Raw genomic sequence first — 14,294 nt, 5'->3', positions numbered from 1 at the left:
AACGGGAGGTTTCGTTCATGCCGTGGCTTTCGGCTTTCGCCGTTTTTTTCATCATCTGGTGGACGGTTCTGTTCATCGTCTTGCCGATTGGCTTGCGCACGCAGTCTGAAGACGATGACGTTGCGCTTGGAACGGTTGCAAGTGCGCCGACGCGTTTCCGTGGCGGCAGGGTCGTGCTGCTGACGACACTGATTTCGCTCGCCATTTGCGGCATTTGGTATGGCGTCACCTGGTATTTCGGTTTTACCATGGACGACCTGCCACGCATTATCCCCGTTTATGACTGATTTCTGTCATCTGGCTGTCATGTATAACCGTCATCAGGCCAATGGATAGACAGGCGACGCATTGACAGCCATAAATTTGCCTTGATTATTTTTGGCTGATTTGGGGTGTGTTTCAAAAAATCAAAAAAAAACAAGGCGTTTCAGCCTTGTTTTTCAGTTTCGCGTGATCTGTAACCGTTGCCGGGGCTGCGAATGAACGCGCCTAAGATCTCATCCTCCCAAGACTGACCGCGAAATAGACAAGAATTTAAACTTCCTGCCTCTTTTGTGAGCTGAAACTAGCCCAAAGATTAAACCTTGTCATCAGATTTTTTGCATTTTTGTTACAGTCGGCAAAAAATTCCTCTTGATGCGATATGTCGCACGTGCACGGCAAAATTATTCCTCCTGTAACCGTTCAGGGGCGAAAGCTGTCTCATAAAATTGTCGCAAAAGTGCCATGAAGGTAAACCGAACCAAGGTTTTGAGGGGCCCATTCGTGGTTTTTCCACGGCATTCAACCACGCCGATGGAATCAGAATTGGATGTCGGTTGACAAGCGCAGCGACACCTTGTCCTGCGGGTTTCCTTCTGGCGAGGAAACCGCTATGTACGGCGCAAATATCCCGTTATTCCGGCGATTCCCGCGCATATGCGGGCTGTCGTCACAAAATGGAAACACCCATGCGCCTTAGCCGTTACTTTTTGCCCATCCTCAAGGAAAATCCCAAGGAAGCGGAAATCGTCTCGCACCGCCTTATGTTGCGTGCAGGCATGGTCCGTCAGCAGAGCCAGGGCATTTACTCCTGGCTGCCGCTGGGCAAGCGCGTCTTGGACAAGGTCAACAAGATCGTTCGCGAAGAGCAGGACCGTTCCGGTGCCATCGAGCTTCTGATGCCGACGCTCCAGAGCGCGGACCTGTGGCAGGAAAGCGGTCGCTACGAAGACTACGGCAAGGAAATGCTGCGCATCAAGGATCGTCAGGACCGTGCGATGCTCTATGGACCGACCAATGAAGAGATGATCACCGACATCTTCCGGTCCTATGTGAAGTCCTACAAGACCCTGCCGCTGAACCTTTACCACATTCAGCTCAAGTTCCGTGACGAGGTTCGCCCCCGTTTCGGCACCATGCGCTCGCGCGAATTCCTGATGAAGGATGCCTATTCCTTCGATCTGACCAAGGAAGACGCGATCCACTCCTATAACAAGATGTTCACCGCGTACCTGCGCACTTTCTCGCGCCTTGGTCTGCGTGCCATCCCCATGCGCGCCGATACCGGCCCCATCGGTGGCAACCACAGCCACGAATTCATCATTCTGGCCGACACCGGCGAATCCGAAGTGTTCTGCCACAAGCGCTTCCTCGATCGCGGCATTCCATCCGACGATACCAACTTCGATGATGTCGATGGTCTCCAGGGGATTTTCAACGAGTGGACGACCGATTACGCCGCCACATCGGAAATGCACGATGAAGCTGCTTTCAACGCGATCCCCGAAGGCGAACGCCTTTCGGCCCGCGGCATCGAAGTCGGTCACATCTTCTATTTCGGCACGAAATATTCCGAGCCGATGGGTGCCAAGGTGCAGGGTCCCGATGGCAAGGAACACCTTGTCCACATGGGTTCCTATGGCATTGGCCCCACACGCCTTGTTCCCGCCATCATTGAAGCATCGCATGACGAGAACGGAATCATCTGGCCAGAATCGGTTGCTCCATTCGATGTCGTCATCATCAACATGAAGGCTGGCGATGCTGCCTGTGATGCCGCTTGCGAAAAGCTGTATTACTCGCTGACCAACGCTGGCAAGGATGTGCTCTACGATGACACGGACGACCGCGCAGGCCAGAAATTTGCGACGGCGGACCTTATCGGTGTGCCGATGCAGATCATCGTTGGCCCGCGCAGCGTTGCTGCCGGTGAGGTTGAGGTCAAGAATCGCAAGACAGGCGCACGCGAGACCGTGACCGTCGAAGCGGCAATGAACAGAGTGCTTGGCTGAAGAGCCGACAGGGAGACGACATGGCAAAAGCCGAGGCTGATAACGGTGCAGGCCCATCCGTAAAGGACAAAGCCGCCCGACCATTTTCGGCCTTCGAGCGCATGGTGGCGTGGCGCTACCTGCGCTCGCGCCGCAAGGAAGCGTTTATTTCCGTCATCGCAGGTTTTTCCTTTGTTGGCATTATGCTGGGCGTAGCGACGCTCATCATCGTCATGGCGGTCATGAACGGTTTCCGCACGGAGTTGATTTCCCGCATTCTCGGCATCAATGGCCATATGATTGTTCAGCCCATCGACGCACCGTTGAAGGACTATGACGATCTCGCCAAGAAGTTCGCCGCCGTTCCCGGCGTCACCATGGCGCTGCCCTTGGTCGAAGGCCAGACGTTGGCCTCCGGTCGCGGTGGTGCGGGCAGTGGGGCGCTTGTGCGCGGCGTGCGCTCCGAAGACATCGAAAAGATCAAGGAAGTCTCCGGCAATATCAAGGTTGGCGATCTCGTCGGCTATATGTCGGGGCAGGGTGTTCTCGTCGGCTCGCGCCTTGCGTCCCAGCTTGGCGTGACGGCGGGTGACCAGATTACACTGATATCACCGGAAGGTGACGTGACACCAATGGGCGTCAACCCGCGCGTCAAATCCTATACTATTTCGGGCGTTTTCGAGATCGGCATGTCGGAATATGACGCGTCGATGATCTATATGCCGCTGTCAGAAGCGCAGCTTTATTTCAATGCGGAAGGCATCGTTCAGTCCATTGAGCTCTTCGTCACTCACCCGGATAATGTCGATGGTATCAGGCCTCTGGTGGAAGCGGCTGCCGGTCGCCAGATTTATATCACCGACTGGAGACAGAGAAACCAGACGTTCTTTTCCGCCCTTCAGGTGGAGCGCAACGTCATGTTCATGATCCTGACGCTGATCGTGCTGGTAGCAGCGCTCAACATCATTTCCGGCCTCATCATGCTGGTGAAGGACAAGGGCAGCGATATCGCCATTTTGCGCACCATGGGGGCCAGCGCAGGTTCCATCATGCGCATCTTCTTCATGACAGGGGCCGCCATCGGCATCGTCGGTACATTTGCGGGCGTGGGCCTTGGCGTTCTCGTCTGTCTCAATGTGGAATCGATCCGCCAGTTCTTCTCGTGGATTTCAGGCACCGTGTTGTTCGATCCGCAGCTCTATTTCCTCAGCCAGCTTCCGGCGGAAATGCAGCTGAGCGAAACCATGACCGTCGTCATCATGGCGCTGGGCCTGTCTTTCCTGGCAACGATCTTTCCGGCTTGGCGGGCTTCCAAGCTCGATCCTGTCCAGGCCCTGCGTTACGAATAAGGACCGCATCACACCATGGCACAGAAAACAGCGTTGCGGCTCAAGGGCGTGGAACGGACTTACGGGCAGGGCGAGCACAGCCTGTCCATTTTGAAGAACGCCGATCTCGAGCTGAAAAGCGGCGAGATCGTTGCGCTCGTGGCACCCTCCGGCACTGGCAAATCCACGCTGCTGCATCTGGCTGGCTTGTTGGAACACCCGGATGCTGGCGAAGTCTTCGTCAACGGAAGATCTTGTGGTGATCTCACCGACGAGCAGCGCACTTTGATCCGTCGCAGCGACATCGGCTTCGTCTACCAGTTCCACCATTTGCTGCCGGAATTCACCGCGCTCGAAAATATCATGATGCCGCAGCTCATTTCGGGGTTGCCGCATTCCGAAGCCAAGGAGCGTGCCAGCGCGCTTCTCGACTACATGCGCATTGGCCATCGCGGCGATCACCGCCCGTCGGAACTATCCGGTGGTGAGCAGCAGCGCGTCGCCATCGCCCGCGCGGTTGCCAACGCGCCGCTTCTGCTTCTGGCGGATGAGCCCACCGGCAACCTTGATCCAGAGACGGCATCCTATGTCTTCGGAGCGCTGGAGGCACTCGTTCGCCAATCCGGTCTGGCAGCGCTCATCGCTACCCACAACCACGAACTCGCGGGCCGCATGGACCGCCGCGTGACGCTCAGCGAAGGCAAGATCGTCGAGTTCTAATTCGCACCGCCCATAGGCGAGAGACGTTTCATGAAACCCCGCGCAATACCTGTTGCGCGGGGTTTTTCGTTTTGGACTCAAATGCTTGCCCCGAATCGAGGACGGAACCGCCACGACTCTGCCTGCGTTGACAAGACGAGAGTAACAAAAAAGCCGTTGACAACGAAACGAAATGAGAACAAAGTTAGAACATAACAAGTATGGAGAGACAAATGACCGACATCATCCGTGACATCGCCGCCTTCGCTTCCATCGCCGTTTTCGTTACAAGCTTCTCGGTGATCCTCACTTCCATGTGATGTGTCACCGTCATTCCATCGGAAATGACGTGTAAAGATGACCTGAGGCAGTGGACTTTGCCTTCGGAAAATCCGAAAATCCCGCGGACTCAGAATGGCGGGATTGTATAAGATGGGCGAGATTTCTGTAAGCGGCAACAAGGCCGATAAAAACCTCGCGACGCCCGGCTTTGTTCACCTTCGGGTGCATTCTGCCTACTCCCTTCTCGAGGGCGCTCTGCCCTTGAAAAAGATCATGGCCAAGGCTGTTTCAGACAGTCAGCCGGCGATCGCCATCACCGACACCAACAACCTGTTCATCGCGCTCGAGTTTTCCGAGAAAGCGCGTGACGAAGGCTTGCAGCCTATCATCGGCTGCCAGATGTCCATCGATATGCAAGATGCCTCCGATGACAAGCGGGGGCAGAACAACTTGGCGAAACTGCCATCCATCGTGGTGCTCGCCGCCGATACCAAGGGTTACGAGCGACTGGTCGATCTCATCAGCCGCGCCTATCTGGATGGTGAAGGCACCGGGCATTCCGTCTGCATCACCAAGGCCTGGCTTGATGAAGCCGACAATTCCGGCCTCATCGTTCTGACGGGTGCCTCGGGTGGTCCGGTCGACATGGCGTTGAAAGAAGGCCATGTTGCCTTGGCAACACGTCGGCTTTTGACGCTGAAGCAACTCTTTGGCGACCGGCTCTATATCGAGCTGCAGCGTCAGGGCAATTTTGACCGCGCGCATGAACGACGCATGATGGCGCTGGCCTACGAGCATGACTTGCCGCTCGTTGCCACCAATGAGGCCTTCTTCCCATCGCGCGCCGACTATGATGCCCATGATGCACTCATGGCCGTAGCCCACAATGCCATCGTGTCCGATGATACCCGCTTCCGTTTGACGCCCGACCATTATCTCAAGAGCCGCGACGAGATGATGGCGCTGTTTGCCGACATTCCAGAGGCGCTGGAAAATACGGTCGAAATCGCACAGCGCTGCTCTTACGTCTTGAAGAAGCGCGGGCCGATCCTGCCGCGGTTCACTGGTGCCAGCGAAGACCCTGATGAAGCCGACCGTGCCGAAGGTGCGGAGTTGCGCCGCCAGGCCGTCGAAGGTCTGGATGAGCGACTGGCATTGCTCGGCATGGCGCCGGGATATACCGAGCAGGAATACCGCGAACGGCTGGATTTCGAACTCGGCGTCATCGAACGCATGAAGTTTCCCGGCTACTTCCTCATCGTTGCCGACTTCATCAAATGGGCCAAGAACCAGGATATCCCTGTTGGCCCCGGTCGTGGTTCGGGCGCGGGTTCGCTAGTGGCCTATGCGCTCACCATCACCGATGTCGATCCGCTTCGCTTCTCGCTGCTGTTCGAACGCTTCCTCAACCCGGAACGCGTATCGATGCCCGACTTCGATATCGACTTCTGTCAGGACCGCCGAGAAGAGGTGATCCGCTACGTCCAGAAGAAATATGGCCGCGAGCAGGTGGCGCAGATCATCACCTTCGGTTCGCTGCAAGCCCGTGCCGCGCTGCGCGACGTGGGGCGCGTGCTGGAGATGCCCTATGGTCAGGTCGACCGTATCTGCAAGCTGGTTCCCAACAACCCGGCCAACCCGACAACGCTGGCCAAGGCTATCGAAGAAGAACCACGGTTTCAGGAAGAGGCGGACAAGGAACCTGTCGTTGCCCGGCTTCTCGACATCGCCCAGAAGATCGAAGGCCTCTACCGCCACGCGTCCACCCACGCCGCCGGTATCGTGATTGGCGATCGTCCATTGTCGAAGCTGGTGCCGATGTATCGCGATCCGCGCTCGGACATGCCGGTCACCCAGTTCAACATGAAGTGGGTGGAAAGCGCCGGGCTCGTCAAGTTCGACTTTCTCGGCCTGAAGACGCTCACCGTTTTGAAAGTGGCGGTGGATTTCGTTGCCAAGCGTGGCGTAACCGTTGATCTGGCGGCCATTCCGCTGGAAGACGAAAAAACCTACGAGATGCTGTCACGCGGCGAAACCATCGGCGTGTTCCAGGTGGAAAGTGCGGGCATGCGCAAGGCGCTGATCGGCATGCGTCCCGACTGTATCGAGGATATCATCGCACTGGTCGCGCTCTACCGTCCAGGCCCGATGGAAAACATTCCGGTCTATAATGCCCGCAAGCATGGCGAGGAAGAGATCGAGTCGATCCATCCGACCATCGATCACCTGCTGAAAGAGACCCAAGGCGTTATCGTCTATCAGGAACAGGTGATGCAGATCGCCCAGGTCTTGTCAGGCTATTCTCTGGGCGAAGCCGATCTTCTGCGCCGCGCCATGGGTAAGAAGATCAAGGAGGAAATGGACCAGCAGCGCGAGCGTTTCGTCGAAGGCGCGATGCGCAACGATGTCTCGAAGGCGCAGTCCAACACCATCTTCGATCTCTTGGCGAAGTTCGCGAATTACGGCTTCAACAAATCCCACGCCGCCGCCTACGCCATCGTGTCTTATCAGACGGCCTATATGAAAGCGCATTATCCGGTGGAGTTTCTCGCGGCCTCCATGACACTGGATATGGCCAACACCGAAAAGCTCAACGATTTCCGTCAGGATGCGGGCCGCATGGGCATAGAGATCGTCGCACCCTCGGTGCAGACATCCTCCCGCCGGTTCGAACCGGGCGAAAACCGCATCTATTATTCGCTGGCCGCGCTGAAAGGCGTAGGCGAGGGTGCCGTCGATCATCTCGTTGAGGTTCGTGGCGAAAAACCCTTCACCAGCCTTGAGGATTTCTGCCTGCGGATCGACCCGAAACAGGTCAACCGCCGCGTACTGGAGAGCCTCATCAACGCCGGTGCCTTCGATTGCTTCGGCAGAGATCGCGCCGAACTTCTGGGCGGGCTCGACCGCATCATCGGCTATTCGCAGCGCGCACAGGAAAGCCGCGTCACCGGCCAGCACGATATGTTCGGCTCAGGTGCCGCGACCGGCCCCGAGAAGCTGATCCTGCCCGCCTTTCAACCATGGCTTGCCTCGGAAAAGCTGCTGCGGGAATATCAAGTGCTCGGCTTTTATCTGACCGCCCACCCGCTCGATACCTACCGCGCCATTCTCGATAAGCTGCGCGTCCAGAATATCTCCGATTTTACCGCAGCTGTGAAACAGGGCGCAACGGCTGGCCGTCTGGCCGGCACGGTCACTGGCAAGCAGGAGCGCAAGACCAGAACCGGCAACAAGATGGGCATTGTGACATTCTCGGATGCATCGGGCCAATATGAGGCCGTGCTGTTTTCCGAAGGTCTTGCCCAATATCGCGAATTGCTGGAGGTCGGCAAATCCCTGGTTATCACCGTTCAGGCGGAAGAACGCCCCGAGGGCATCGGCCTTCGCATCCAGACCGCGCAATCACTTGAGGAAAAGTCCGTTCAGATGCAGAAGGCGCTGCGCGTCTATGTGCGCGATTCTGGGCCGTTGAAAACGCTGGTTCACCATCTCAACAAGGGTGACGGATCGGTGTATTTCATCGTCATCAAGGATGATGGTCAGCGCGAGATCGAGGTGGAGCTCCCCGGCAAATATCGCATTTCACCGGAGATCGGGGCGGCGTTCAGGTCCGCAAACGGCGTTGTTGACGTCGAGCTGATCTGATTCAAAATCAAAGGCTTGCCCGCTTTTGCGGATTCACTATCAGAACAGGCTGTTGGTTGGATAAGCATTCTGACCGCGGTCGACAAAGCCGTGCCGGGACAGGCATGCGCGCAAAGCGGCGTTGTAATAGAGCGACGTGTTGTAGCCAGTACCACGCGGCGGTGTGCTGGCTTCCGCAGTGCACGTCGCCAACGCCCGGTCGTACACCTGAACGAGGATCGGGTCGCTCGTGACGTCAGGTCCCGCATAGACGCTGTAATTCTGAGGTGATTCCGCAGCAGAGACGCAGGCCAGTCCGAGGATAGCAGCGGCTACATATGTGATGTTCATGGGTCGGCTCCAAGCTTTAGGGTGTGGAAGCCTGAACGCCCTTGCGGACGCTCAGGTTCCAGCATCGCTCCGAGGTCGAACCAGGCGCGTCGCCTGTGTCATCGAATGTCGAATACACTCACAGCGGTCTGTCGCGGGTAGTCGTGATGAAGTCTGTTCCCTCACCGGTTTCCAATCCATGGCTGAGATCGGCAACGGTGATGGAGCTGCCGGTCGACAAGTCCGCTTCCAGCTTTTCCCTGATTTCTGCGGGAATATCGATACGGTCCAGCACGGCACTCAGCTGATTGGAACCGTCAGGCGCATCGGTATCGATGCCCAGGCGTCTGCGCGCAGCCGCTGGCAGATGGTTTTCCATTGTCAGCCCATTCCACTCCGCTTTGCCATCATGATCGATATCGATCATTTCGAAGAAATGGGTGCCGAGCGCGATGTTGGGGTTCTTGATGTGGATGGGAGCCTCGAACAGTGGCTTGAAGTCCTGCCGCACCATCAACTGGCCATTCGGCGCTGCCTCAGCACCCGTTGATGCATAGAGCGCATCGACGAATGCGTCCGTCACAAGTGGACCGTTGGTCTTCATGTCTTTCCAGCGCTTGAAGCCATTGATGGCGCTGACCGTCATCTGCCCCGCATAGCCATCCGCCACACCGGCATCAAAGCCGATGCTGGTCAGCAGACGCTGCACATCCATGATCTTTTCCCGTTCGCCGCGCCGCGTAATCAGAATGCGCAATGGCGCGCCGTCCTTCTTTGCGGCGGTCTTGGTCTTCACGGCGCTGGTCGTTTGATTGACGGCGACTTCCACCAGCTTCAGCGAGGCATCGAAGCTCGCCGGGCGCAGTTCGACATCCGATAGCATGAGGCCGTTATCCGTCTTGTCATGCGGCTGCAAAAGGACAGGGTGGTCGATCCGGCGCGGCGTGAGTGCCTCATCGGCAACGATGACATGCACGCCGCGCGCTGTCATGCCAAAGAGCGTCTTGGCAAATTTCGACGGTAGACGAATACAGCCATGCGATGCCGGATAGTTCGGCACGTGTCCTTCGTGAAGCGCGATGCCGGACCATGTCAGCCTTTGCATGAACGGCATGGGCGCGGCCGAATAGATGTTGGATTCGTGGTACTTGCGCTTGTCCAGAATGGAAAAGATGCCGCTTGGCGTGTCATGTCCCGGCTTGCCGCTGGAAACCTTCGATGTCGCGATCAGCGCGCCATCTTCATAAAGCGACAGCGTCTGCTCGTTCTTGGAAACGATGATTTGCAGGCTCTTGGCGTCGCCGGCCAGGGCCACCTGTACCAGAACGGAAGTCGACAGGAGACAGGCTCCCAAAAGCGCACGCAACATCATGTTCACTCCAACGCGATACAAAACATGCCTTCACGGATGGAAGGCAAAGGAGCCGTCAAAGATCGGGCAGTCCAGTTCAAGCTGTCAGAGTAACCCTTGGGATTTAAGGAAGCTTTTAAATGCTGATCAAGACCGCGCCAGCGGATCATTTTTTTGTGCCGAACGTGTAGCCGGTCTCGACCGCGCCCTTGCCGAATTTATCGCGCAGCTTGTCCATGGCAGCTTCTGCCGCTGCGCGTCGTCCGGCATGCTTGTCGACAAGGTCGGGCGGATCGGCAAGGGTGGGGTCGCACAGGTCCGTGACACCGATGCCGACAAGGCGGAATTTCGTGCCGTCCGTTTCCTTCTCCAGAAGCGAAATGCCGGTGCGAAAAATCTTGTCGGCCAGCTGCGTCGGGTCTTCCAGCCTCTTGTTGCGGGTACGGGATTTGAAATCGGCAGTCTTCATTTTCAAGACGACCGTATGCCCGGCAACCTCGTTCTTCTTCAGCCGCCATGCCACCTTTTCCGAGAGCGACCGCAGGATCGACACGAGATCCTCGTGCCGCGAAATGTCATTGAAAAACGTAGTTTCCGAAGACACGCTTTTGGCGGGATCATTGGTGTGCACATCGCGATCATCGATGCCGCGCGACAGGCGAAACAAGCGCTGGCCCATCGAACCATACTTCCGCATCAAGTCGCCTTCGTCCATCTCCTGCAACTGTGAAATCATACGGATGCCATCCGCCTCCAGTGTCGCGGCAAAGGCCTTGCCCACGCCCCAGATGGTGGTGACAGGGCGGGGGCCAAGAAACGACATAGCCTCCTTTTCGCCGATCACCGAAAAGCCACGTGGCTTTTGCAGATCGGACGCGACCTTCGCCAGAAACTTGCAATAGGAAAGCCCGACCGAAACGGTGATACCGATCTCCTTTTCCACGCGCCGTGCAAAGCTGGCCAGCACGCGGGCAGGCGGGTCGTGGTGCAGCCGCTCGGTGCCGGACAGATCGAGAAACGCTTCATCGATGGAAATTGGCTGAACCAGCGGCGTCAAATCCTGCATCATGGCGCGGATTTCCCGCCCCACCTTCACATATTTCTCCATGTCCGGCTTGATGACCACCGCCTGCGGGCAAGCCTCCAGGGCCTTGAACATCGGCATGGCGGAGCGAACGCCGTGAATGCGGGCGATGTAACAGGCTGTAGACACCACCCCGCGCTTGCCGCCACCGATGATCAGCGGCTTATCCGCAAGCTCAGGGTTGTCGCGTTTTTCAACGGAGGCATAAAAGGCGTCGCAATCGATATGCGCAATCGGAAGATCGTAAAGCTCGGAATGGTGGACGACGCGCGGGCTGCCGCACCTGCGGCAACGCCTGACGCCTTCCGGCTGGCCAGCCAGACAGTCACGGCAAAAACCGGGATCATAATTCAGAATTGGAGGGGCCATGGCTCGGAAACAAAAAGAGAACGCTCCTCACTATATGCCTTTGCTTTTCTCCGCTCAAGTGGGCATCTTGGATTGTGAAAGAGATAGTATTTTTTGATAAAGTAGCTACAATTGTAGCTCCCCTAGGAATGAGCATGTTCGAGTGGGATGAACAAAAGAACAAACGCAATGTGGAAAAGCACGGCCTCAGCTTTGCGCTCGCCATTCGGATTTTCGAAGGTCCCGTTCTCTCCTGGGTCGATGATCGCGCTGATTACGCAGAGACCCGGTATCATTCCATCGGTGAGATCGACGGTGTTGTGGTGCTGGCGGTGATCCATACGGAACGCTCGGGCAAAACGAGGATGATCTCAGCCCGTATTGCCAACCGCCGTGAAAGGAGGCGTTATGACGAAGAAGTACGAAAAAGAGCTGAGCCTTGAAGAGCTTGCGGCCTTGCCCGATGACGCGATCGACTATAGCGACATTCCAGAGCTTGACGACACCTTCTGGGCAAAGGCCCAATATATTGAGCCGGAACGCACACAGCAGATCACGCTGCGGGTGAAGAAATCCGTTGTCGAGGCCTACAAGGCAACGGGGAAGGGATATCAGACCCGCATGAATTCTGTGCTGGAATCCTATGCCCAAACCGTTTTGAAACGCGGTTCGCAACGGTCCTGATCATCAATATTCCCCGGAACTCAACCCCGGTCCGGAATAGTGGTGCCATGCGGCGATCACGTCTTCGGGCTTCCGCCCGGTCGCTTCGCAAAATGCCATCAGGTCAGGCTCGTGGCTCATCAGGAAGTCGGTCAGGCCGGCAAGAAAGCCTGTATCGTTGACGGCCTGGCGCAGCATGTTCGGTTGAAGACCGGTGAGAGCCAGAAAGCGCGACAGCATATCTGGTTCGCCAGCAAGCCAGCCAAGTATGGCGATCGCCGTTTCATGAGCATCTGCAGACCCGATGTGACCGTTTTTTGCACCGTGCGACATTTGTTTACTGAAGTTACCTATTTCTCAACCAAATCCGGCTACCGTACCGTTCCTAGGGGGATAATGGAATCGGTTCTCTGACACCCTATATGTCAATGAAGAGGTTTCAAAGTGAAACGAGGACTCGTCCCATGCCCAAACAGGTCATGATAGTTGAAGACAACGAGCTGAATATGAAGCTCTTTCGCGATCTGATCGAGGCGTCTGGATATACCACTATCCAGACCCGCAATGGCATGGAAGCGCTTGAGCTTGCGCGTAAACATCGCCCCGATCTTATTTTGATGGACATTCAGTTGCCGGAGGTTTCCGGGCTGGAAGTCACGAAATGGTTGAAAGAGGATGATGAGCTGCATGTCATACCGGTGATTGCGGTCACGGCCTTCGCCATGAAGGGCGACGAGGAACGTATCCGCCAGGGCGGTTGCGAGGCCTATGTCTCCAAGCCGATTTCCGTTCCGAAATTCATAGAAACGATCAAGACGTATCTGGGCGACGCTTAAAGGCAAGGGTTGGGCTGATGACTGCGAGAATTCTGGTCGTTGATGACGTCGCGGCAAATGTGAAGCTTCTCGAAGCGCGTTTGTCGGCGGAATATTTCGACGTGATTGCCGCAGACAATGGCGCCAAGGCTCTGGCAATCTGCATCAGCGAGCAGGTCGACATCATCCTGTTGGACATCATGATGCCCGACATGGATGGCTTCGAGGTGTGCGAGCGGCTGAAAGCCAATCCTGCAACGGCCCACATCCCGGTGGTCATGGTCACCGCCCTCGATCAGCCGAGCGACCGGGTGCGCGGCCTTAAAGCCGGTGCCGATGATTTTCTGACCAAGCCCGTCAATGATTTGCAGTTGATATCCCGCGTCAAAAGCCTCGTGCGTCTCAAGACCATGAGCGATGAATTGCGCATTCGCGCCGAGGCAGCCACCACGATCGGCGTCGGTGAACCCATCTCCAACGACGCGCAGATAGAGCTTCCGGGCCGTGTCTTGCTGGTGGATGGCCGCGCCAGCTCGCAGGAACGCATCATCAAAGCGCTTAAGCCGGTTGCCGAGGTCAACGCGCTTGCAGAGCCCGGAAACGCATTGTTCGAGGCGGCTGAGGGTGACTATGAGATGGTCATCGTCAATTCCAATTTCGATGATTTCGATCCTTTGCGCCTGTGTTCGCAGCTGCGCTCGCTTGAGCGGACACGCTTCCTGCCGCTGTTGCTGGTCACCGAACAGGGCGACGAGACCATGATCGTGCGGGCGCTGGAACTCGGCGTGAACGACTACATCGTGCGTCCGTTGGATACCAACGAGCTCGTGGCGCGCACGCTGACCCAGATCAAGCGCAAGCGTTTCAACACCCGCCTGCGCGAAAACCTCAACCACACCATGGAGATGGCTGTTATCGATGACCTCACCGGTCTCAATAATCGCCGCTACCTCGACAATCACCTCAAGGTACTGTTTACGCGGGCGGCCACCCGCGGCCGCGCATTGTCGGTCTGCATGACGGATATCGACCGTTTCAAGACGGTCAACGACACTTATGGCCACGATGCCGGCGATGAAGTCCTGCGCGAGTTTGCCGCCCGTCTGCGCTCCACCGTGCGCGGTGCCGATCTGGCGTGCCGATACGGCGGCGAGGAATTCGTGGTTGTCATGCCCGATACCGACATGGACATGGCGGCAGCCGTGGCGGAGCGCCTCCGCTTCATCATCGAAAGCCGTCCCTTCGTGCTGCGGTCTGGCCGTGAGCTGCACATTACCGCCTCGCTCGGCATTGCCTCGAATGTCGTATCAGTCGATTCGCCCGAGCAACTGATGCGTCATGCGGACCGCGCTTTGTACGAAGCGAAGAATGCCGGTCGTAACCGTGTCTGTGCGTCGGCGGCCTGAATCGTAGGCGTCAGCATATATTTGTGACGGTTATCCACAACAATCACTTTGAGCCATGACCTTTGTCTTTGTCATGTAATTCCTGCACTATTGCGAAAGCCAAAAAAGGGCC

At 56.9% G+C, this 14,294-nt stretch carries 13 protein-coding genes; 9 read left to right on the top strand and 4 right to left on the bottom strand.

The window, feature by feature from the left end:
• The first annotated feature begins 17 nt into the window (after positions 1 to 17).
• The 5 genes from RRU01S_RS12770 (at position 18) to dnaE (ending at position 8,206) form a co-directional block, all read left to right on the top strand.
• A complete protein-coding gene (locus tag RRU01S_RS12770; protein ID WP_045230678.1) occupies positions 18 to 287 on the top strand; it encodes a DUF1467 family protein in 270 nt (89 codons plus the stop codon).
• Between the two features lie 663 nt (positions 288 to 950).
• Positions 951 to 2,273, top strand: a complete 1,323-nt coding sequence (proS, locus tag RRU01S_RS12765; RefSeq protein ID WP_045230780.1) for a proline--tRNA ligase — start codon at positions 951 to 953, stop codon at positions 2,271 to 2,273.
• Between the two features lie 20 nt (positions 2,274 to 2,293).
• The gene (locus RRU01S_RS12760; protein ID WP_045230677.1) at positions 2,294 to 3,601 is read left to right on the top strand and encodes a lipoprotein-releasing ABC transporter permease subunit; all 1,308 of its coding nucleotides are present in this window, start codon (positions 2,294 to 2,296) and stop codon (positions 3,599 to 3,601) included.
• Positions 3,602 to 3,616: 15 nt separating this feature from the next.
• On the top strand, positions 3,617 to 4,300 hold the full coding sequence (locus RRU01S_RS12755; RefSeq protein WP_045230676.1) for an ABC transporter ATP-binding protein: 684 nt from the start codon (positions 3,617 to 3,619) through the stop codon (positions 4,298 to 4,300).
• Between the two features lie 411 nt (positions 4,301 to 4,711).
• Positions 4,712 to 8,206 (top strand): DNA polymerase III subunit alpha, encoded by a 3,495-nt coding sequence (gene dnaE, locus RRU01S_RS12750; RefSeq protein WP_045230675.1) that lies wholly within the window; start codon positions 4,712 to 4,714, stop codon positions 8,204 to 8,206.
• Positions 8,207 to 8,245: 39 nt separating this feature from the next.
• Here dnaE and RRU01S_RS12745 read toward each other — a convergent pair whose 3' ends face one another.
• The 3 genes from RRU01S_RS12745 to RRU01S_RS12735 form a co-directional block, all read right to left on the bottom strand.
• Entirely contained in the window at positions 8,246 to 8,536 is a 291-nt protein-coding gene (locus RRU01S_RS12745) for a hypothetical protein (protein ID WP_045230674.1), read from the bottom strand.
• Positions 8,537 to 8,654: 118 nt separating this feature from the next.
• Positions 8,655 to 9,887, bottom strand: coding sequence for a L,D-transpeptidase family protein (locus tag RRU01S_RS12740; protein WP_045230673.1), 1,233 nt, complete (start codon positions 9,885 to 9,887; stop codon positions 8,655 to 8,657).
• A gap of 145 nt (positions 9,888 to 10,032) precedes the next feature.
• Complete coding sequence (locus tag RRU01S_RS12735; protein ID WP_045230672.1) at positions 10,033 to 11,319, bottom strand: DNA polymerase IV; 1,287 nt, start codon at positions 11,317 to 11,319, stop codon at positions 10,033 to 10,035.
• A 74-nt stretch (positions 11,320 to 11,393) separates the two neighbouring features.
• Here RRU01S_RS12735 and RRU01S_RS25335 point away from each other — a divergent pair, with 74 nt between their 5' ends.
• A complete protein-coding gene (locus RRU01S_RS25335; RefSeq protein ID WP_244446084.1) occupies positions 11,394 to 11,741 on the top strand; it encodes a BrnT family toxin in 348 nt (115 codons plus the stop codon).
• Complete coding sequence (locus RRU01S_RS12725) at positions 11,707 to 11,982, top strand: BrnA antitoxin family protein (protein WP_045230670.1); 276 nt, start codon at positions 11,707 to 11,709, stop codon at positions 11,980 to 11,982. The genes RRU01S_RS25335 and RRU01S_RS12725 overlap by 35 nt, the downstream gene beginning before the upstream one ends.
• A gap of 3 nt (positions 11,983 to 11,985) precedes the next feature.
• On the opposite strand, the gene RRU01S_RS12720 is transcribed toward RRU01S_RS12725, so the two are convergent.
• Positions 11,986 to 12,294: a DUF3572 domain-containing protein gene (locus tag RRU01S_RS12720; RefSeq protein ID WP_045230669.1), complete on the bottom strand. Its 309-nt coding sequence runs from the start codon at positions 12,292 to 12,294 to the stop codon at positions 11,986 to 11,988.
• Between the two features lie 131 nt (positions 12,295 to 12,425).
• Between RRU01S_RS12720 and RRU01S_RS12715 the strand changes: the two genes are divergently transcribed.
• Together RRU01S_RS12715 and RRU01S_RS12710 are read left to right on the top strand one after the other, a co-directional pair.
• Complete coding sequence (locus RRU01S_RS12715) at positions 12,426 to 12,797, top strand: response regulator (protein WP_034854043.1); 372 nt, start codon at positions 12,426 to 12,428, stop codon at positions 12,795 to 12,797.
• A 17-nt stretch (positions 12,798 to 12,814) separates the two neighbouring features.
• A complete protein-coding gene (locus RRU01S_RS12710; protein WP_045230668.1) occupies positions 12,815 to 14,182 on the top strand; it encodes a PleD family two-component system response regulator in 1,368 nt (455 codons plus the stop codon).
• Positions 14,183 to 14,294: the final 112 nt, after the last annotated feature.

Origin of the sequence: Agrobacterium rubi TR3 = NBRC 13261, from assembly GCF_000739935.1 — a bacterium.
Lineage (GTDB): Bacteria > Pseudomonadota > Alphaproteobacteria > Rhizobiales > Rhizobiaceae > Agrobacterium > Agrobacterium rubi.
This window is presented reverse-complemented; position numbering and strand designations above follow the sequence as displayed.

Excerpts from the sequence above, each read along its gene's own strand:
- RRU01S_RS12735 (WP_045230672.1), bottom strand. The coding sequence starts at position 11,319 with ATGGCCCCTCCAATTCTGAATTATGATCCCGGTTTTTGCCGTGACTGT.
- RRU01S_RS12760 (WP_045230677.1), top strand. The coding sequence starts at position 2,294 with ATGGCAAAAGCCGAGGCTGATAACGGTGCAGGCCCATCCGTAAAGGAC.
- RRU01S_RS12720 (WP_045230669.1), bottom strand. The coding sequence starts at position 12,294 with ATGTCGCACGGTGCAAAAAACGGTCACATCGGGTCTGCAGATGCTCAT.
- RRU01S_RS12755 (WP_045230676.1), top strand. The coding sequence starts at position 3,617 with ATGGCACAGAAAACAGCGTTGCGGCTCAAGGGCGTGGAACGGACTTAC.
- RRU01S_RS12715 (WP_034854043.1), top strand. The coding sequence starts at position 12,426 with ATGCCCAAACAGGTCATGATAGTTGAAGACAACGAGCTGAATATGAAG.
- RRU01S_RS12745 (WP_045230674.1), bottom strand. The coding sequence starts at position 8,536 with ATGAACATCACATATGTAGCCGCTGCTATCCTCGGACTGGCCTGCGTC.
- dnaE (WP_045230675.1), top strand. The coding sequence starts at position 4,712 with ATGGGCGAGATTTCTGTAAGCGGCAACAAGGCCGATAAAAACCTCGCG.
- RRU01S_RS12770 (WP_045230678.1), top strand. The coding sequence starts at position 18 with ATGCCGTGGCTTTCGGCTTTCGCCGTTTTTTTCATCATCTGGTGGACG.
- RRU01S_RS12740 (WP_045230673.1), bottom strand. The coding sequence starts at position 9,887 with ATGATGTTGCGTGCGCTTTTGGGAGCCTGTCTCCTGTCGACTTCCGTT.
- RRU01S_RS12710 (WP_045230668.1), top strand. The coding sequence starts at position 12,815 with ATGACTGCGAGAATTCTGGTCGTTGATGACGTCGCGGCAAATGTGAAG.
- proS (WP_045230780.1), top strand. The coding sequence starts at position 951 with ATGCGCCTTAGCCGTTACTTTTTGCCCATCCTCAAGGAAAATCCCAAG.
- RRU01S_RS12725 (WP_045230670.1), top strand. The coding sequence starts at position 11,707 with ATGACGAAGAAGTACGAAAAAGAGCTGAGCCTTGAAGAGCTTGCGGCC.